At 40.0% G+C, this 19,049-nt stretch carries 16 protein-coding genes; 9 read left to right on the top strand and 7 right to left on the bottom strand.

Annotated elements, in window-relative coordinates:
* Positions 1 to 61: 61 nt before the first annotated feature.
* The 4 genes from astE to FLM47_RS08170 all read left to right on the top strand — a co-directional run bounded on the left by astE (position 62) and on the right by FLM47_RS08170 (position 5,154).
* The gene (gene astE / locus FLM47_RS08185; RefSeq protein ID WP_075169178.1) at positions 62 to 1,114 is read left to right on the top strand and encodes a succinylglutamate desuccinylase; all 1,053 of its coding nucleotides are present in this window, start codon (positions 62 to 64) and stop codon (positions 1,112 to 1,114) included.
* 265 nt (positions 1,115 to 1,379) lie between these two features.
* Positions 1,380 to 2,594 (top strand): thiamine pyrophosphate-dependent dehydrogenase E1 component subunit alpha, encoded by a 1,215-nt coding sequence (locus FLM47_RS08180; protein WP_178956129.1) that lies wholly within the window; start codon positions 1,380 to 1,382, stop codon positions 2,592 to 2,594.
* Positions 2,594 to 3,571, top strand: coding sequence for an alpha-ketoacid dehydrogenase subunit beta (locus FLM47_RS08175; RefSeq protein WP_010390106.1), 978 nt, complete (start codon positions 2,594 to 2,596; stop codon positions 3,569 to 3,571). Before FLM47_RS08180 ends, FLM47_RS08175 begins: the two co-directional genes overlap by 1 nt.
* An 8-nt stretch (positions 3,572 to 3,579) precedes the next feature.
* Positions 3,580 to 5,154, top strand: coding sequence for a dihydrolipoyllysine-residue acetyltransferase (locus FLM47_RS08170; protein WP_178956128.1), 1,575 nt, complete (start codon positions 3,580 to 3,582; stop codon positions 5,152 to 5,154).
* Positions 5,155 to 5,233: 79 nt separating this feature from the next.
* Here FLM47_RS08170 and FLM47_RS08165 read toward each other — a convergent pair whose 3' ends face one another.
* Positions 5,234 to 6,403 carry a putative manganese transporter gene (locus FLM47_RS08165; protein ID WP_178956127.1) on the bottom strand — a complete coding sequence of 390 codons (1,170 nt, stop codon included), beginning with the start codon at positions 6,401 to 6,403 and terminating at the stop codon, positions 5,234 to 5,236.
* A gap of 88 nt (positions 6,404 to 6,491) precedes the next feature.
* Positions 6,492 to 8,117 carry a M28 family metallopeptidase gene (locus FLM47_RS08160; protein WP_178956126.1) on the bottom strand — a complete coding sequence of 542 codons (1,626 nt, stop codon included), beginning with the start codon at positions 8,115 to 8,117 and terminating at the stop codon, positions 6,492 to 6,494.
* Positions 8,118 to 8,224: 107 nt separating this feature from the next.
* On the opposite strand from FLM47_RS08160, the gene FLM47_RS08155 reads away from it, so the two are divergent.
* From FLM47_RS08155 to FLM47_RS08145, 3 genes are read left to right on the top strand one after another with little or no spacing between them, the layout of a single operon-like run.
* Complete coding sequence (locus tag FLM47_RS08155) at positions 8,225 to 9,037, top strand: DUF3025 domain-containing protein (protein ID WP_178956125.1); 813 nt, start codon at positions 8,225 to 8,227, stop codon at positions 9,035 to 9,037.
* Positions 9,034 to 9,822 carry an ABC transporter ATP-binding protein gene (locus FLM47_RS08150; RefSeq protein WP_075169185.1) on the top strand — a complete coding sequence of 263 codons (789 nt, stop codon included), beginning with the start codon at positions 9,034 to 9,036 and terminating at the stop codon, positions 9,820 to 9,822. Before FLM47_RS08155 ends, FLM47_RS08150 begins: the two co-directional genes overlap by 4 nt.
* The gene (locus FLM47_RS08145) at positions 9,815 to 11,023 is read left to right on the top strand and encodes an ABC transporter permease (RefSeq protein ID WP_178956124.1); all 1,209 of its coding nucleotides are present in this window, start codon (positions 9,815 to 9,817) and stop codon (positions 11,021 to 11,023) included. Before FLM47_RS08150 ends, FLM47_RS08145 begins: the two co-directional genes overlap by 8 nt.
* Before the next feature lie 192 nt (positions 11,024 to 11,215).
* On the opposite strand, the gene FLM47_RS08140 is transcribed toward FLM47_RS08145, so the two are convergent.
* From FLM47_RS08140 to FLM47_RS08120, 5 genes are all read right to left on the bottom strand, one after another.
* Positions 11,216 to 12,940, bottom strand: coding sequence for a proline--tRNA ligase (locus FLM47_RS08140; protein WP_178956123.1), 1,725 nt, complete (start codon positions 12,938 to 12,940; stop codon positions 11,216 to 11,218).
* Positions 12,941 to 13,069: 129 nt separating this feature from the next.
* The gene (gene tsaA, locus FLM47_RS08135; protein ID WP_054200984.1) at positions 13,070 to 13,774 is read right to left on the bottom strand and encodes a tRNA (N6-threonylcarbamoyladenosine(37)-N6)-methyltransferase TrmO; all 705 of its coding nucleotides are present in this window, start codon (positions 13,772 to 13,774) and stop codon (positions 13,070 to 13,072) included.
* 165 nt (positions 13,775 to 13,939) lie between these two features.
* Positions 13,940 to 14,509, bottom strand: coding sequence for an outer membrane beta-barrel protein (locus FLM47_RS08130; RefSeq protein ID WP_178956122.1), 570 nt, complete (start codon positions 14,507 to 14,509; stop codon positions 13,940 to 13,942).
* 245 nt (positions 14,510 to 14,754) lie between these two features.
* Positions 14,755 to 15,219: an acyl-CoA thioesterase gene (locus tag FLM47_RS08125; protein ID WP_008113812.1), complete on the bottom strand. Its 465-nt coding sequence runs from the start codon at positions 15,217 to 15,219 to the stop codon at positions 14,755 to 14,757.
* Positions 15,220 to 15,320: 101 nt separating this feature from the next.
* Positions 15,321 to 16,967, bottom strand: a complete 1,647-nt coding sequence (locus FLM47_RS08120) for an electron transfer flavoprotein-ubiquinone oxidoreductase (RefSeq protein ID WP_109874612.1) — start codon at positions 16,965 to 16,967, stop codon at positions 15,321 to 15,323.
* Between the two features lie 220 nt (positions 16,968 to 17,187).
* Here FLM47_RS08120 and FLM47_RS08115 point away from each other — a divergent pair, with 220 nt between their 5' ends.
* Together FLM47_RS08115 and FLM47_RS08110 are read left to right on the top strand one after the other, a co-directional pair.
* Positions 17,188 to 17,937, top strand: coding sequence for an electron transfer flavoprotein subunit beta/FixA family protein (locus FLM47_RS08115; RefSeq protein ID WP_109874613.1), 750 nt, complete (start codon positions 17,188 to 17,190; stop codon positions 17,935 to 17,937).
* Positions 17,938 to 18,864 (top strand): electron transfer flavoprotein subunit alpha/FixB family protein, encoded by a 927-nt coding sequence (locus FLM47_RS08110; protein ID WP_178956121.1) that lies wholly within the window; start codon positions 17,938 to 17,940, stop codon positions 18,862 to 18,864. It abuts the gene before it with no gap.
* Positions 18,865 to 19,049: the final 185 nt, after the last annotated feature.

Raw genomic sequence — 19,049 nt, 5'->3', positions numbered from 1 at the left:
GGCTGATTTATTCAGCCGTTTTTGTATCTACAATTTATAAAACAAAAAGGGCTTTATAGTGATGTCAGCCACTTCAGAATATATTAATCAATTAAAACATGATGGTGATTTTTTAACGCTTTCTCGAAACCATGAATGGCATTTGGATGCAGGCCAATTTACTCTTAATAATAATACGCAAGTAACCGTGCATGATACCGGTGTAATTGAATTTGAGCCTGATTGTATAACGTCAAAGAATGTGGTGCTTTCAAGTGCAATTCATGGCAATGAGACAGCCCCTATAGAAATTTGCGATGAACTGATTAAACACATTATTAGTGGAAAACTTGAATTACAACAACGGGTTTTATTTATTTTTGGTAACCCTCAGTCAATTAATATTGGTAAACGCTTTGTAGAAGAGAACTTAAACCGCTTATTTAATGGGCACCACACTGTTGATGGCATCGCGATGAACGACGAACGTATTCGTGCTGCAAAACTTGAACAGTACGTTAGCGATTTTTATGCACGCTCAGAGCAGGACACGTATCGCTGTCATTATGATTTACATACCGCTATTCGTGGTTCTAAAAATGAGAAGTTTGCTGTTTACCCATTTTTACATGGCAAGCCTTGGAAAAAGTCGCAACTGCAGTTTTTATTGAGTTGCGGAGTTAATACGGTATTAATGATGAAATCACCCGCTACCACGTTTAGCTACTATTCATCGTTTGTGCATGGGGCTGATTCGTTTACCGTTGAGCTTGGGCAAGTAAAACCCTTTGGTGAAAACGACATGTCGCGCTTTGCAAAAACTAAGCAAACATTAACTGCATTAATTAGTCAAAAAGAAGTGGAATACCCTAAATTTAATGCAAGTGACTTTGAGTTGTTTTCTGTTCATCGCACAATTAACCGCACAGAGCAAAACTTTAGCTTCCCGTTTTCTGATGATGCCGAGAACTTTACAGGCTTTGCAAAGGGTGAGCTTTTAGCAACTGATGGTGATAATGCAATTTATGCGGACGTAGAAGGGGAAGCGATTATTTTTCCTAACGCACAAGTTGCTATTGGACAACGTGCACTATTAACGGTTGTGCCTATGCAGGTGGATAGTCGTTTTAGCTAATTCAACACATCAGACCACTTGTTATGAAAGTTTAACCAACTGATTAATAAGTGGTTAATTATATGTATAGTTAACTTGCCAGTTTTTTGCTCAATATTTACTTTTGTTTGGTCACAGTTTTGTTGAATAACACTTTACGTTAACGTAAAGTGTTGGCAGCTTTAATTAAATACAGTGCAGATGTTGCAAAGTTTATTCAGCAACAATCACCCATAATAACAATTTAAAGGGGCACTGTGATACCGACAACAAGAGAAGGTAGGTTATGAGTAATCCCAATAACGTATCGCTGAATATTAACCATGAGCTTGAGTTTATCGACGGTCACGCGCTTAATATTCCAACCCTTAGTATTTTAACTGAGGACGGCGACATTCATCCTAGTGCCCCTGCACCTGACATTTCTAAACAAACCGCTATTAAATTATACGAAACCATGCGTTTTATTCGTTTATTGGATGAACGTATGCAGGGTGCTCAACGCCAAGGCCGTGTTAGCTTTTACATGCAGTGTTTAGGTGAAGAAGCGGCGGTAACAGCCTCTGCGGCAGCCCTTGATCAAGATGATATGATTATGGCGCAATACCGTGAGCAAGCGGCGTTGCACTACCGTGGTTTTACGCTTGACCAATTTATGAATCAGATGTTTTCTAACGAACTAGATCTTGGTAAAGGCCGTCAAATGCCGATCCATTACGGTTCTAAAGCACTTAACTACATGACAATTTCATCGCCATTAGGAACTCAAATCCCACAGGCCACCGGTTATGCATACGGTCAAAAAGTAAAACATATCGATGCTAAAACAGGTGAACTAGCAAGTACTATTGATAAAGTCACCATTTGTTATTTTGGTGAAGGTGCTGCTTCAGAAGGTGATTTTCACGCAGGTCTTAACATGGCTGCAGTGCACAAGGCACCGGTTATCTTTTTTGCACGTAACAATGGTTATGCTATTTCTACCCCAGCTGATGAACAATTTAAAGGTGATGGTATTGCATCGCGTGGCGTAGGGTATGGTATTAAAACCATACGTGTTGATGGCAGCGATGCACTCGCTGTTTATGCAGCAACTAAAAAAGCCCGAGAAATTGCAGCAACCCAAGGTGAACCTGTACTTATTGAATCGATAGCTTATCGTTTAGGCGCGCACTCAACGTCAGATGATCCTAGTGGCTACCGTTCAAAAGATGAAGAAGCAAACTATAAGGCGTGCCCAATAGAGCGCTTTAGAAAATGGCTAGTAAAACAAAACTGGTTAGATGACGCAGAAGATATAAAAGCGAAAGAAACAATTCGTGATGATATTTTGGCGGCACTTAAACGCGCTGAAGTAATTGATAAACCAGCCTTAGAAGAGCTGATTTCTGATGTGTACGATACACCAATTCCATCTTTACAACGCCAATATGATGAGCTTAAAACACATATAAAAGCCCATCCTGATGCCTACCCAACAACAGCAGGGAGAATTAAGTAATGGCTAAAATGAACATGCTACATGCAATTAATTCTGCTTTAGATATCACTATGAATGAGCACCCTCAAGCGTGTATTTTTGGTGAAGACGTGGGTTATTTTGGCGGTGTTTTTAGAGCAACATCAGGCTTACAAGAAAAATACGGTAAGCACCGAGTATTTAACACGCCGCTTACAGAGCAAGGCATTTTAGGTTTTGCTAACGGATTGGCCGCATTTGGTGCACCAGCGCTTGCTGAGATTCAATTTGCTGATTACATCTTTCCTGCGTTTGATCAAATTGTGAATGAATCTGCTAAGTTTCGCTACCGTAGCGGTAATGAATTTAACGTAGGTAATCTAACAATACGAACACCTTACGGCGGCGGTATTGCTGGTGGTTTGTATCACTCGCAATCGCCAGAAGCATATTTTGCTCATACGCCAGGGTTAAAAATTGTCGTGCCGCGTAATCCTTATCAAGCTAAAGGCTTACTTCGCGCATGTATTAAAGACGATAACCCTGTGCTATTTTTTGAGCCAAAACGTTTATATCGTGCATCTACGGGTGAAGTGCCAGAAGAAGATTACAGCATTGAACTAGGCAAAGCTGAGGTAGTTCAAGAGGGCACTGACGTTACTTTATTGGCGTGGGGGGCACAAATGGAAATTGTAGAAGCAGCTGCTAAACAAGCCAGCGAACAAGGTATAAGCTGTGAGGTAATTGACCTTCGCAGTATTCTACCATGGGATGTTGAAACGATTGCTAAGTCAGTGACAAAAACAGGCCGTCTTATTGTTAGTCATGAAGCACCTATTACCAATGGTTTTGGCGCTGAAATTGCGGCAACTATCGCTCAAGAGTGTTTCTTACATTTAGAGTCGCCTATTTTACGTGTCTGTGGTTTAGATACACCATATCCGCTGGCGCTTGAAAAAGAATATGTTCCAGATGCATTGAAAGTAATGGCCGCAATTAAACAATCAGTGAACTTTTAGAGGTTTCCATGGCTAAAGATTTTATATTACCTGACATTGGTGAAGGCATTGTTGAATGCGAAGTAGTCGAATGGCTGGTACAAGAAGGCGATACAGTAAAAGAAGATCAGCCTATTTGTGATGTGATGACAGACAAAGCCTTAGTACAAATTCCTGCGGTACACGATGGAGTGATCACTAAGCTGCATTGCAAAAAAGGCGATATTGCTAAAGTGCATGCGCCGTTATTTGCAATGGATGTTGCCGGGGAAGCACCCAGCGAAAAGACTGAAACATCATCTGCACCAACATCTACTCGTGAACACTTAGAAGATTTTATCTTACCCGATATTGGTGAAGGTATTGTTGAGTGTGAAATTGTAGAGTGGTTAGTAGCAGAAGGCGATGAGATTGAAGAAGATCAAGCTGTTTGTGATGTAATGACTGATAAAGCGTTGGTACAGATACCGGCTAAATATACCGGTACTGTACAAAAGCTATATTATCAAAAAGGTGAAATTGCCAAAGTACATAGCCCGTTGTTTCAAATGACCATAGCAGGTCAAGCCGCAAAAGAAGATGTTGATGTTAATCAAGCGGTCGTAAAAGCACAAAGCAATGCAACTACCGATTCACCGGCTAAACAAACACAACCACAAACTGCGATTGTTAACGAAAAAGCAGTTGCCTCACCTGCGGTTAGACGTAAAGCGCGAGAGCTTGATGTAGATTTAACTTGCGTACCAGGCAGTGGTAAAAATGGTCGTATTTATAAACAAGATATTGAAGCGTTTATAAAAAATGAAGTGCCATCTGGTATGGATACTTCTGAGCTTAATAAACCACAAGCTTCTGAGAGTAAAAAAATCAGCAGCACTGAACATGTAACGAGCACAGGTGGAACGCGAACAGAAGCGATTAAAGGCATTAAAGCGGCAATGGCAAAACAAATGGTGGCGTCGGTTTCAACTATTCCACACTTTACCTACAGTGATGAAATTGACTTAACTGATTTAATTGCACTTCGAGCAGATCTAAAAGAGCAATATAAAGCTCAGGGCGTTAAGTTAACTATGATGCCATTCTTTATTAAGGCGTTATCGTTGGCAATGAGTCAATTTCCAGTACTTAACTCAAAAGTAAATGATGATTGTAGCGAAATTACTTACTATGACGATCATAATATTGGGGTTGCGGTAGATTCTAAAGTGGGCTTATTAGTGCCTAATATTAAAGCTTGTCAAACTAAAAGCATTGTAGAGGTTGCTAACAGTTTAACTCAGCTTACTGATTCTGCTCGCGAAGGGCGAGTTGCACCTGATGATTTAAAGGGCGGTACTATTAGCATTTCTAACATTGGTGCAATTGGCGGCACTATTGCAACGCCAATCATAAATAAGCCAGAAGTCGCGATTGTTGCACTTGGTAAATTACAGCACCTTCCACGCTTTGATCAGCATGGGCATGTAGTTTCACGTGCAATTATGCAAGTAAGTTGGTCAGGTGATCACCGTGTAATTGATGGCGGCACGATAGCGCGCTTTAATAATTTATGGAAAGAATACTTAGAGCAGCCAGCTAAAATGATGATGGCAATGCGCTAATTTTTTTCATTAATAAAAAACCAGCTTATTAGCTGGTTTTTTTATATCTTGAAAAGTAATGAATAAAAGGTAGATCGATTTAGCTGAAAAAATACAGTCCATATCCAACTAATAACGCCGGAACTGCGGTATATAGTGTGGCAATAATGGCCGCTTTGGGTGCCATAGCAATGGCAGGGAAAAGCGCATCGCCATCGTTGGAAATGGCGTTCGCTGCTAAAGCACTAAACGGTATCACACCTTGAATGTATAACGTGGTGACAATGATTTGCGGCCCACAACCGGGTAAAAAACCAATTAATACCGCAATTAAAGGTGCTAAATAGGCATAATTTAAAAACCATGTTTTTAAATCAAGACCAAACACGCTCACCAGTAGTTCAAACAATATAAAGGAGGCAACCACCCACGCGGTTACAAAATGAGTATCTTGCAGTACTTTTGTTATTTTTGAAGGCGGACTGCATACATCATCTTCTGAGGTTACTTCCTTATAGCTTTCACCTTTTGATGATAGCGCCCACATAAACACCACAAACAATGCCATTACTGCGCCAAAAAAACTGACCGCATTTACTACATGATTACCAAATTGGCTTAAATCAATATTAAACGCCAGTACAAAAGCAATCAGTAACCCTGGAATAATAGCAATTAACCAAATAGGCTTGCTCAACTTTATTATTCTGGTTGGCAATACAGTCACTGGTTGTGTTTGCTTTTGATTGGTAGGGCATAAATAACCTGTTTTATGCAGTTTATTAACCAGTAAGCCTGTTAGCGTACCAACGACTAAGCCTATTGCCATTATTGTTAAGCCGTCAGTAGGGCGAGTAGCTAATAATAAAAATGCGGCATCACCCATTGTAGCCGTTAATACCGCAACAATAGCCCCAAAACTGGCTTGTCCCTTAGTAAATTGGGTAACCACAATGATTGCACCACCACAGCCTGGCAGCATTCCTAAAAATGCAGCAAAGCTGACCTCTAACACAGGAGACTTAGCATTTAGATAACGAAGCTCTAGTTGGGGTAAATAATCAATCGCGTAGTAGTAAATAAATAGGGTTGCAGCAACAAACACACTGACTTGAAAAAAAGCATCACTAAGTGCAGTGATTGTTATAGTGCGTAAGCTGGGCAGGGCTAAACAAACTAAAATTAACAGGGGTAAAATTAGGCGTTTATTTTGATGAAAAACACGTTTTGCAGCTGGCGAAATAACTCCTAAATGTTTTGTTAAAAGCATAAAGTACGACCTAATAAATAAACTAGATCGCACTGTACTATTTTATTAAATGATAATCAATATCATTTAAGTGGTTGCTTGAAAAAGCTTATTTACGTTGAAACTCCGAGTTTTCATTCCAAGTAGGCCATTGATTTTGCTGTGAAATATCAAAGCCTACTTTATAAAATAGTTGTAAATCTTGAACCGCACCTGATAAATCCCACTCATCACGATATCTATCACAAGGCTGGTGGTAACAACCGCGCAATACTAAACTCATACGCTTGCGATAATTAGCCGTTTCTTCATCAAACGCTTCTGAACCACCACCAGCATACATAGCAGGTACGCCCATATTGGCAAAGGCAAAGTGATCAGAGCGGTAGTAACCACCTGAAGATGGCTTAGGATCGCCTGATACTGTTCTGCCTTGCTCTTTAGCAGCCGTTGCTAGTATTTCATCCATTTGCGATTTACCAATACCCACCACACTAATATCTTTTACTTTTCCTAATAGGTTTAAGCTATCCATATTAATATTAGCAACGGTTTTATTTGCTGGAATAACCGGGTTAGCGGCGTAATATTTTGAGCCAAGCAAACCTTGTTCTTCAGCGGTTACCGCTAAAAAGGTCATTGAGCGGTCAGGGCGTTTACCTAGTTTAGTAAAGGCTTCAGCCACTTCGAACATACCGGCTGTACCTGTCGCATTATCGTGGGCACCATTATAAATTTGATCGCCTTTACGATTTTTATCCGTTCCTAAATGATCCCAATGCGCAGAGTAAATAATATGCTCGTCTGGCGTTTTACTACCAGGAAGAGTGGCAATAAAGTTATAAGATACCGATTTTTTGATGGTATTTTTTACATTCACAGTGGCAGCTAAATCGCCCATATCTACATGGTAAGCGCCTTTAGCTGCTTCTGCTTTAGCAGTATCAAAATCAAGGCCTGCTTTAGTAAATAGCTCTTTTGCTACATCAACAGTAACCCAACCTTCAACAGCAACACGATCCATGTTGTTATTATCTTTTACAAAACCAAACTGCTCGCCACTCCACGAGTTCTCAACCACTGACCAAGGGTAAGACGCCGGTGCTGTTTCATGAATGATAATAGCGCCCGCTGCACCTTGACGGCTTGCTTCTTCGTATTTATAAGTCCAACGGCCATAGTAGGTCATGGCATCACCGGTAAATAAATCAGGATCTTTAGTTGCAAAACCAGGGTCGTTTACCAGCATTACGACGGTTTTGCCCTTAACATCTAGGCCTTCGTAATCATTCCAATTATATTCAGGTGCGTTAACACCGTAGCCGACAAATACCAGCTCTGAATTTTCAATTCCTTCTTGTGCACTGATGCGGCTACTACCCATAACCATGTCTTTTTTGTATTGGTAGTCTTTACCGCCAATATTAAGCACCATGTCAGAGTCTGCTTCTAATGACACAAGCGGGACTTCTTGAAAAAAACTATCACCGTTACCCGGTTCAAAGCCCAATACAGTAAATTCTTTTGTTAAGTAGTCAAGCGTAAGCTTTTCACCTTCAGATGAAGGAGCACGACCACCAAATTCATCAGAAGCTAACACTTTTACATGCTTAGCAATTTCATCGGCTTGAATGCTGTTATAGCCTTTCGCGACATCGTCAGAAGTGATACTTGTTGTTGCACAACCCGCTAGAATCGCGGTTGTGATTAAGGTCAAAGAAAAATAACGTTTCATATTGGCTCTTTTTTTGTTCTAAGTGGCCCTAGTATATGAACTTCTGTTAATTAGAACCAGTTTTTGCGGTAAACTGTTAGGGATAAAAATGTACAGTAAAGGTAACAATGAAGCGTTTTACTCCCCCAGAACAATTCCAAGCAACGAGCCTAAACACAGGGGCATTTGCTCACTTACGTCAGCTGTTTAAAATTCATCAACAAACAGACTGGCCAGAACCTGCGTATTTTGCCCCGTACTTAAATGCCATAAACGCACATAATCTCCCCATTCGTTTTGTCGATGATGCCAAGGTTGACTTTGCTGAGCGCTATTATGAACAAGTAATTTTTGAAACAGGGGAAGTCCCCACGCGCCAACAAAACTGGCATGATCTGTTTGGTGGTTTTATTTGGTGCTTATTTCCAAAAACAAAAGCCCTAATCAATCAGCGTCATGTAGATGAAATAGCAGTGCATGGTTTAAAACAACGCAGTAAACATCGTAACGCATTAACCCTGTTTGACGAGTGTGGCGTAGTTTTAGCTATTAGTGATTCAAATTGGAAAGCATGCTTAAGAGACCACCAATGGAAAACAGCATTTATAATGCATAGAGAGCAGTGGGGTAAAACTATAGCGCCATTCATGTTTGGCCACGCTAATTACGAAATGTTGACCAAACCTTATATTGGGCTCACAGGCAAAGCATTATTTGTGAATGTACCCGATGAAATATTTTGTAAAGATTTAGTAAAGCAATATCAGTACCTAGATAAGCAACTTTATGAGATGATTAAAAATGATGATTGTTTAGCCGATAATAAACAGCTTTCACCCTTACCCTTATTAGGTGTTCCTGGTTGGTGTGAGGAGAATAACAATTCATCATTTTACGACAACACGGACTATTTTAGACCGAAACGAAGGACACGAAAATGATAGAAGTCACCGCGCTTAAGAAGAAGTTTAAGCTCACTAAAGATCATAAAAAAAATAAAATAGATGAAGTAGACCCACGCGAAGATAAAGACTTTTTTCATTCAGTAAAAAATGTCAGCTTTAGCTGTGCAAAAGGCGAAGTATTAGGGTTGTTAGGGCCTAATGGCGCGGGTAAAACCACCACCTTAAGAATGATTTCAACCGCATTAAAACCGGATGATGGCAGTATTACTATTGCTGGAAATGACATAATTAAAAAGCCACTCATTGGGCGTAAATCTATCGGGTTTTTGTCTGGCTCTACTGGTTTATATGGCCGTTTAACGGTAAAAGAAAATATCGAATATTTTGCAAAGCTACATGGCATGAGCAAGCAGGCAATCAAGGCACGCTGTGAAGAATTATTTACCTTACTCGATATGCATAAATTTATTGATAAGCGTGCTGAAAACTTATCAACCGGTATGAAGCAAAAAGCCAACATTGCGCGTGCTGTGGTGCATCACCCAGACGTGGTTATTCTTGATGAGCCAACTACCGGGCTTGATATTATGACCACGCAAACAGTGATTAACTTTATTAAAGGCTTAAAAGCACAAGGCACTCCTGTTATTTTTTCTACGCACCATTTAGATGAAGTTGCGCTTTTATGTGACCGTGTAGCGGTTATTAATGAAGGTGTAAGTTGTTTTGATGGCACCCTCGCTGAATTTAAACAAGCGGGTAACAGCGAAGAATTAAACCAAGCGTTTATGAACATATTAACGGAGAAGCAAGATGTTTGAAGTTTTTAAAAAGGAATTAACCGAGCTGCTACGCGATAAAAAAACCTTGTTGTTCGTGGTAGTATTTCCGATTGTGGTTTTTCCGTTGTTATTTGCTGTGGTTGCGTTTATTTCTTCGCAAGCCGCGCTTGATGCAGAGCAAAAAGTGAATACTTATGCGATTATCAATGGCGACTTTGCCCCAGAATTTACTGATAAAGTGTTTTATCATAAAAGCTTTGAGTTATATAAAGGCGATAAAACCTTCAATAGTGTTGAGGAGCTAAAAGCAGGCGTAACTGCTGGCGATATCGACATGGGCATATACTTACCAAGCGATGCAGTGCAAACATTAGATGATAAAAAGCAAAGTGAATGGCAAGTTGTATTTAATGATTCAAAATCAATTAACTTCTTATTTGAGCGTGTAAAAGAGCTTGCTAAAGAGTACAGCGATACACTTCAAGAAAGCAAACTATTAAGCTTTGGTATTGATAAAAGCGCACAACAATCTATCTTAAAGCCAATTAATGTGGTTAAAGTTGATACTGCAGACAAACGTGAAAACTTAGGTGAAAAGATGGGTGGGCTTTTACCTTATTTACTTATCCCGTTAGTGCTAATGGGGGCAAGTTACCCAGCAATTGATTTAGGCGCTGGTGAAAAAGAACGTGGCACGTTAGAAACCTTACTACTTACACCAATTACTCGTACCGAGCTCGTATTGGGTAAATTTATTACTCTACTCACTACTTCAATCGCATCAACTACTATTACGGTGATTAGTATGGGTGGGTGGATAGCCTTAGCACTGGCATTTGCTGATCTAGAGTTTATTAAAGCTGCGTTTAGCACTTTAGGCATTACAGACTTGCTAATGATTTTTGTATTACTATTGCCAGTTGCAGCCATTTTTTCTGCATTAGCATTGGCTATATCAATTTATGCACGTTCGTTTAAAGAAGCACAAAATTACATGACGCCGTTAAGTATAGTGGTGTTTTTCCCAATTGTTATTTCTGTTATGCCTAATATGGAACTTACTACTAAAACAGCCTTTATTCCGGTTACTAACGTCGCCTTAGCGATTAAAGAAATTATTAAAGGCACAGTCGATTACACGCTGGTGGGATTGATATTTTTGGCTACGGCACTGATAGCTGGGGCGCTACTAGCATTTTGTGTTAAATGGTTTAACCGCGAAGACGTGTTGTTTAGATAACCATTTTAATTGCAAAGTATAAAAAAAGGTCGCACAGCGACCTTTTTTTATAAATTATCATTAAGAGAGAGTGCTATATGCTTAGCTTTAGTGTTTATCTAGTACTAGATAAGCGAACCTTGGTTTATAAGCTATTAATAAAAAAACCGCTGTATGAAAAACCATACAGCGGTTTTTTAATTAGATTATTATTTATGATTTAAATTGCGCTTTAATAGTTTCAATCGCGCTATCAATATCTATCATAAGTTTTTCACCGGTGCGACGGTTTTTAAGTTCTACCTTATTCTCATCAAGGTTACGCTCACCAATAACAAGTGTGTAAGGTACACCAAGTAATTCCATGTCGTTAAACATAACACCAGGGCGCTCTTTACGGTCATCAAATAACACGTCCAAACCTGCATCTTTTAAACCTTGATAGAGGTTATTAGCAATATCAGGAATACGATGCGATTTATGCATATTCATTGGCACAATTGCTAAATCGAAAGGCGCGATAGCTTTAGGCCATGTAATACCGTATTGGTCGTTATTTTGCTCAATAGCTGCAGCAACAATACGTGATACACCAATTCCATAACAACCCATAGTCATTATTTGGTTTTTACCTGATTCGCTCAGTACACCTGCTTTTAATGCTTCTGAGTACTTAGTACCTAGTTGGAAAATATGACCCACTTCAATACCGCGTTTAATTTGCAACGTGCCTTGACCACACGGGCTAGGATCGCCTTCTACAATATTACGGATATCAGCAACTTCGTAGTTTGTTACGTCGCGATCCCAGTTAATGCCACTAAAGTGCTCATCATCTTTGTTGGCACCGGCTACAAAATCAGCCATTACATTCGCTGTTCTATCAACAATAATAGGCATGTTTAAGCCAACAGGCCCTAAAGAGCCTGGTTTTGCGCCAATGGCAGCAACAATATCTGCTTCGGTTGCCATTTCAAGTGGAGAATCAACCAATGGGTGCTTTTCAGCTTTGAGTTCATTAAGTTCATGATCGCCACGCAGTACTAATGCAACAAGCCCGCGTACGCCGTCTTCATTAGGAGTACCATAAACCACTAATGTTTTAACACCGCGATGGGGTTTTACGCCATAGTGTTTTTTAAGCTCATTAATTGTTTTTGCATCAGGCGTTGGGAATGCTTTTAACTCTTTGCTTGCTTGTGGGCGCGCTTCAGTTGGCGCTAATGCTTCGGCTTTTTCAATATTAGCGGCGTAGTCGCTGGCATCACTAAAAGCAATGGCGTCTTCGCCAGATTCAGCAAGTACATGGAACTCATGCGATACACTACCGCCAATAGAGCCTGTATCTGCAATTACTGGACGGTAATCTAAGCCTAAACGTTCAAAAATATTACAGTAGGCTTTGTGCATAACTTGATACGTTGCATCTAAACATTCATCGGTTAAATGGAATGAGTAGGCATCTTTCATAGTAAATTCACGGGCACGCATAACACCAAAACGTGGGCGGCGTTCGTCACGTACTTTAGTTTGTACTTGGTACAAAGTAATTGGTAGTTGTTTGTAGCTGTTAATTTCTTTACGAACAAAATCGGTGATCACTTCTTCATGGGTAGGGCCCATGGCAAATTCACGATTATGACGGTCGGTAAAGCGCATTAATTCAGGACCGAACTCACTCCAGCGGCCAGACTCTTCCCATAAATCAGCAGGCTGAATAACAGGCATAAGCATTTCAATTGCGCCGGCTTTATCCATTTCTTCGCGTACTATGTTTTCTACTTTTCTTAGCACACGTAAGCCAGAGGGAAGCCAAGTGTATAAACCCGAAGCGACGCGACGGATCATTCCGGCTCTAAGCATTAATTGATGCGAGACAATTTCCGCATCGGATGGCGTTTCTTTAAGTGTAGCGAGTATATATTGACTAGTACGCATGTTTTTTCCGAAATAGAGTGATATGTTCTTTTAATTAAGGCGCTCAGTTTACCAGCGGTTGCATTGACACTAAAGCGCTAAGTGATTTTTTATCGAATTTTATAGCCATAGCAGGGCTTTAAAGTTAGCTTAACTGAGCTCTATATGAGTAACCAGGTGATGAGAATCAGTCACTTGCCAAGTAATGTTGTATTCATACAAATTCATACCATAGCTTTGCACGCCTTGTTTTTGCTTTTTGTAGGCAGGGCGTGGATCTTGTTTTAGCACATTACTAATAAACGCTTGTAGCTCAGGGTAGTGGCTTTGTTTATTTATAAATTCTAAAGCTTGCTGGCTAAATTCAACACTCATTTGAGTCTCTGGGCGCGTATCGGCAAATCCAGCGCTTGCATCGGGTAATGAGTCTGAATAGGGTAAATAAGGTTTTATATCTACGATGGGTGTGCCATCAAGTAAATCAATACCGGCGAGCAATAACGCCAACTGGCCGTTTTTATACTCAATTCCCTCTAACTTTACTGCACTCATGCCAATAGCATTTGGACGAAAAGTAGCACGAGTAGCAAATACGCCTTTACGCTCATTACCGCCAAGGCGCGGCGGGCGAACCATTGCTGAATAGCCTTTATCAGCAGTTTCATGAAAACGAAATAACAGCCAAATATGGCTAAATTCATCTAATCCGCGAACAAACTCTTCACGATTAAATTCTTTGGCAAAAATCAGTTTGGCTTTAGCCTCGGGTACTAATCTAGGTTGCCTAGGAATGGCAAATTTTTGTTTATACGGAGATTGAATATGGCCAATAGCCGAAATTTGATAATCGCTCATAATGCTCGGTTATAGAAAAAATAGAGCGTTATTCTACCTTTTATTGACGTTGCTGGCATTAGCTTAATTTGGGGGGGGTATTTTTAGACTGATAGGTTTAAATGTAAAATAAAAAAGGTAAGGCTAAAAATAGCCTTACCTAACGTTTTAATAATTGAGCTATTATTAAAACATGTATTGGAATGATACTGACGCAACATCCATTTCTGGATCAATGTCATCTTCTAATTCGTAACGCTCATACTCTAAACGCACTTGCATGTTGGTTGTAAATGCATATTCAATACCTGCACCGTAAAACACGTCGCCGCCATCTTGAGATGCGCTGATGCTGCCAACCGGTAGTTCTTGAGTAACGTCTGCATCCCATTCAAACCAACCACCTTTTGCATAAACAGAAAAGTCTTCAGTGATCGGCGCTGCAAAACGTGCTGCTAACGATACGCCATCAATTTCAGCTTTGCTGTCTATATCACTCACTTCATCAAAATTTAGATAGGCAACCTCAAGACTTAAATGTTCATTAAATTGGGTACCAATGTAACCTTTTAACATTTGCGCGTCGTCATCAAAGTCGGTGTCGTTTTCGCTATCTTCAAACTGAAATGAATATTGGCCATAACCAATACCAGTGTAAATACGCGGAGAGTCCATGTCGGTAACATCAGCTTGTGCCGCTGAATTAAAACCCAGTGTTGCTAAAGCAAGTGCAGAAAGAGAAAGTGTTTTAATCATTATATAGCTCCTTTAAAAAGTAATATCGATGAATTATTTCATCAAACGTCGATTTACTAATTGCAGTGAGCGTGCCAAGTATTATTTCGCATAATATCTGGCCTTTATGTGTGTTTGTTGAGCTGTTTTGTTTTTTTTGGCACGCAAAACAATCAGGTGTTCAGCGTGCAGTTAATCCATAAAAATTAAAAATTGTAGCTTTTACAAGTTGTTGTAGTTTCTACATACCTATAAAAGCAACTAAATTAAACTTTATCTAATAAGTTTTCTGTTTCTATGGCTATTTGCTTCATTTTAATTGCGTAGTTCTCAAGCTTTTTGTCTTCGTCGGTAACCGATTTAAATTCTGGTACCGCCACAGGGTAACCCGTTTCATCCATAGCAACAAAGCTAATAACACAGTGATTGGTTTCAACTAGGTTTTGCGTTTTCGGGTCGCCACAGCGAACTTGAATAAAAATTTGCATGCTGGTTTTGCCGGTGTGTGCAATTTTTGCTTCAACCTCAACAATTTGGCCAACTAAGATAGGGCGGCTAAACTTAACGCCTGCAACCGATACCGTTACACAGTAGTGGCCGCTCCAGCCCGCAGCACAGGCATAACCCGCTTGGTCAATCCACTTCATGACCACACCGCCATGCACCTTACCACCAAAATTTACATCGGTTGGTTCTGCTAAAAAACGAAAAATTACACTCGACGACGCCATAACACACTCTCATTCATTCATATTACTTAACAGCATAGCGCAAAAAAGGGGCCGAAGCCCCTGCAATTTAGGATAAGTTTATAATTTCTATAGAAAGGTTGTTACATATTGGGATAGTTAGGGCCACCAGCACCTTCGGGAGTTACCCAGGTAATATTTTGGCTCGGATCTTTAATATCACAGGTTTTACAATGCACACAGTTTTGCGCGTTGATCACAAAGGATTGCTCGCCTTCTACTTCTTGTACTTCGTAAACGCCGGCAGGGCAGTAGCGCTGTGCTGGCTCGTCAAATTTAACTAAGTTAACGTTAATCGGAATTGATGCATCTTTTAGTTTTAAGTGACACGGCTGCGATTCTTCATGATTAGTATTAGATAAAAATACCGAAGAAAGCTTATCAAAACTGAGTTTGCCATCAGGCTTAGGGTAGTTAATTTTTTCAGCTTGGTTAGCGTCTTTTAAAGTTGCATGGTCAGGTACGTTATCTTTAAAGCTAAACGGTAGGGCACCCTTAAATATATTTTGATCAAGCGTGTTATATGCGCCGCCTGCAAATTTACCTAAGGTATGCATAGCAGGGCCAAAATTACGAGACTGATACAGCTCTTTATACGCCCATGACTTTTTAAACTCAGCGGTGTACTGGGTTAAATCATTATTAGCTAAATCGTTTTGTAGCGCATTAAAAATAACTTCAGCGGCTATCATGCCTGATTTCATAGCCGTATGATTGCCTTTAATTTTTGCAAAATTAAGCGTGCCAGCGTCACAACCTACTAATAAACCACCTGGGAAATGCATTTTTGGTAATGAATGTAAACCGCCTTTTGCAATAGCACGTGCACCGTAAGCAATGCGTTCTCCACCTTCAAGCGTATTTTTGAAAATAGGGTGATGTTTTAATCGTTGAAATTCATCAAACGGGCTTAAGTGTGGGTTAGAGTAATTTAAATCAACAATTAACCCCACAACCACTTGGTTGTTTTCGCTGTGATACATAAAGGCGCCACCGCCAGTGTCACCGCTTAATGGCCAACCAGTTCCGTGTACAACTTTACCCAATTGATGTTTAGATTCATCAACTTGCCAAATTTCTTTAAAACCTAAACCATAATGCTGTGGTGAACTTTCATCGTCTAAAGCAAACTGATTGATCAGTTGCTTACCTAGATGACCGCGACAGCCCTCAGCAAATACTGTGTACTTAGCGCGTAGCTCCATACCTGGCATGTAACCGTCTTTTTCATTGCCATTTTTATCTACACCCATATCGCCAGTAATGATGCCTTTTACAACATCATCTTCAATAATGACTGAATGCGCACTAAAGCCTGGAAATATTTCTACTCCAAGGTTTTCTGCTTGCTCTGCTAACCAGCGACATACATTACCCATAGAAACAATGTAGTTACCCTTGTTATGAAATGTATTTGGTGTAGCAAAGTGAGGAATTGAGGTTGCTTTATGTTCGTTGTTAAACCAGTAAATCTCATCATTTACCACTTTAGTCGAAACAGGAGCGCCGAGTTCCTGCCAATTTGGCAGTAATTCGTCAAGTGCTTTGGTTTCAAAAACGGCACCTGATAATACATGTGCACCAACTTCTGAGCCTTTTTCAACTACACATATCATGCACTCTTGTTGTTTTTCTTGTGCTTGCTGCGCGAGTTTAATTGCTGTTGAAAGCCCCGCTGGACCTGCCCCTACAACTACAACATCAAATTCCATGGTTTCGCGTTCAATCATAATAACCTCTTTATCTATGACGGACTCACCTTTGCATTATTTGGCAAAAAGTAAGCTAAGCAACCTGTTTCTTTGTTATGCAAATTAATCGTTACAGGTTGTGAATAGTTTAAGGTTATTTTAGGTTGACGTTTACGTCAACAGGAAGTAGTCTGATTTCATAAAATAAATAGGTTGACGTAGACGTTAGCTTATAGGTTTAAATAATTATGGAGTCCCTATGAAAGTTCTCGTACCAATAAAAAGAGTGATCGACTACAACGTAAAAGCTCGCGTTAAACCTGACAACAGCGGTGTTGATTTAACTAACGTTAAAATGGCCATGAACCCATTTTGTGAAATTGCTGTAGAAGAAGCGATTCGTTTAAAAGAAGCGGGTACTGCAACTGAAGTAGTTGTTGTTACTATTGGCGCTAAAGCATCTCAAGAACAATTACGCACAGCACTGGCTTTGGGCGCAGATAAAGCGATTCATGTTGAAACAGAAGAAAACTTAGAGTCTTTACATATAGCAAAATTGCTTGCCAAAGTAGTTGAACAAGAATCGCCTGAACTGGTTATTTTAGGAAAACAGTCAATCGATTCTGATAATAATCAAACAGGTCAAATGCTAGCGGCGCTGACTAACCGTGGTCAAGGTACGTTTGCTTCTAAAGTGGTTATTGAAAATGACAAAGTAAATGTCACTCGTGAAGTCGATGGCGGTTTACAAACCGTTGCACTTAATTTACCCGCAATAGTCACCACAGATTTACGTTTGAATGAGCCACGTTATGCGTCGCTACCTAATATTATGAAAGCCAAACGCAAACCGTTAGAAGTTATTGCGGCTGATTCGCTAGGTGTAGATTTAGCCCCGCGTATTGAATTGGTCAGTGTAGAAGAGCCAGCAAAACGTAGCGGCGGGATTATTGTTGAAGATGTTGCACAGCTTGTAGAAAAACTTAAAACAGAGGCAAAGGTGATTTAAATGAAAACTCTTGTAATTGCAGAGCACGATAACGGTGCCTTAAAACCAGAAACCTCAAAAACGATTAATGCCGCTAAAAAATTAGGCTTTGACGTAGATGTATTATTAGCAGGCATAAACCTTGGCGCCATGAGTGAGTCACTCGCGAGCATTGAGGGTGTTGCGAATGTTTTACTTGCTGATAATGCAGTTTATGAGCATCAAATTGCTGAAAGCATGACAGATCTAGTGTTATCACTTGCAGATAGTTACAGCCATATTATGGCAAGTGCAACTACTACAGGTAAAAACTTTATGCCGCGTGTTGCCGCATTATTAGATGTAGCGCAAATTTCAGAAATTATTGATGTAATTGACGCTGATACATTTAAACGTCCAATTTACGCGGGTAATGCTATTGCAACGGTTAAATCGCTCGATAGTAAAAAAGTGATCACAGTACGTGCAAGTAGCTTTGATTTACAAGGCGAGCAAGCTCCAGCTAATGTAACCGCTGTAGATGCAGTCTCTGATTCACAGTTAAGCAGTTTTGTTAGTGTTGAACAAACTGAATCAGAGCGTCCAGAGCTAACGGCTGCAGATGTGGTTATTTCGGGTGGTCGTGGTATGCAAAATGGTGAAAATTTTGCATTATTAAATGGCATTGCCGATAAACTCGGTGCCGCTATTGGTGCATCACGTGCAGCGGTTGACGCGGGCTTTGTGCCTAACGATATGCAAGTAGGGCAAACAGGTAAAATTGTCGCGCCTAATTTATATATTGCTGTGGGTATTAGTGGTGCCATTCAGCATCTTGCAGGTATGAAAGATTCAAAAGTTATTGTTGCCATTAATAAAGACCCTGATGCGCCAATATTCCAAGTAGCTGATTACGGTTTAGTTGCTGACTTATTTGATGTTTTACCACAGTTAGAGCAAGCACTATAAAGGAAAGCAATAAACCGCTCCTAAAGTAACAAATTCTGATTTAAAGCCGCCGTTTCATTATTGATTCTGCGGCTTTTTTAATTCAACAACTCCACTTATCTAAATTACTTGCGATTTAAGTTTTTTTACTACAAAGTGACAGCGTTGTCATTTGTAGAAATACAAATTATTAAATAGGAGCCAAA

Origin of the sequence: Pseudoalteromonas sp. Scap06 (genome assembly GCF_013394165.1) — a bacterium.
Lineage (GTDB): Bacteria > Pseudomonadota > Gammaproteobacteria > Enterobacterales > Alteromonadaceae > Pseudoalteromonas.
This window is presented reverse-complemented; position numbering and strand designations above follow the sequence as displayed.

Coding starts and splice junctions, on each gene's coding strand:
- astE (WP_075169178.1), top strand. CDS start 62: ATGTCAGCCACTTCAGAATATATTAATCAATTAAAACATGATGGTGAT.
- FLM47_RS08180 (WP_178956129.1), top strand. CDS start 1,380: ATGAGTAATCCCAATAACGTATCGCTGAATATTAACCATGAGCTTGAG.
- FLM47_RS08175 (WP_010390106.1), top strand. CDS start 2,594: ATGGCTAAAATGAACATGCTACATGCAATTAATTCTGCTTTAGATATC.
- FLM47_RS08170 (WP_178956128.1), top strand. CDS start 3,580: ATGGCTAAAGATTTTATATTACCTGACATTGGTGAAGGCATTGTTGAA.
- FLM47_RS08165 (WP_178956127.1), bottom strand. CDS start 6,403: ATGCTTTTAACAAAACATTTAGGAGTTATTTCGCCAGCTGCAAAACGT.
- FLM47_RS08160 (WP_178956126.1), bottom strand. CDS start 8,117: ATGAAACGTTATTTTTCTTTGACCTTAATCACAACCGCGATTCTAGCG.
- FLM47_RS08155 (WP_178956125.1), top strand. CDS start 8,225: ATGAAGCGTTTTACTCCCCCAGAACAATTCCAAGCAACGAGCCTAAAC.
- FLM47_RS08150 (WP_075169185.1), top strand. CDS start 9,034: ATGATAGAAGTCACCGCGCTTAAGAAGAAGTTTAAGCTCACTAAAGAT.
- FLM47_RS08145 (WP_178956124.1), top strand. CDS start 9,815: ATGTTTGAAGTTTTTAAAAAGGAATTAACCGAGCTGCTACGCGATAAA.
- FLM47_RS08140 (WP_178956123.1), bottom strand. CDS start 12,940: ATGCGTACTAGTCAATATATACTCGCTACACTTAAAGAAACGCCATCC.
- tsaA (WP_054200984.1), bottom strand. CDS start 13,774: ATGAGCGATTATCAAATTTCGGCTATTGGCCATATTCAATCTCCGTAT.
- FLM47_RS08130 (WP_178956122.1), bottom strand. CDS start 14,509: ATGATTAAAACACTTTCTCTTTCTGCACTTGCTTTAGCAACACTGGGT.
- FLM47_RS08125 (WP_008113812.1), bottom strand. CDS start 15,219: ATGGCGTCGTCGAGTGTAATTTTTCGTTTTTTAGCAGAACCAACCGAT.
- FLM47_RS08120 (WP_109874612.1), bottom strand. CDS start 16,967: ATGATTGAACGCGAAACCATGGAATTTGATGTTGTAGTTGTAGGGGCA.
- FLM47_RS08115 (WP_109874613.1), top strand. CDS start 17,188: ATGAAAGTTCTCGTACCAATAAAAAGAGTGATCGACTACAACGTAAAA.
- FLM47_RS08110 (WP_178956121.1), top strand. CDS start 17,938: ATGAAAACTCTTGTAATTGCAGAGCACGATAACGGTGCCTTAAAACCA.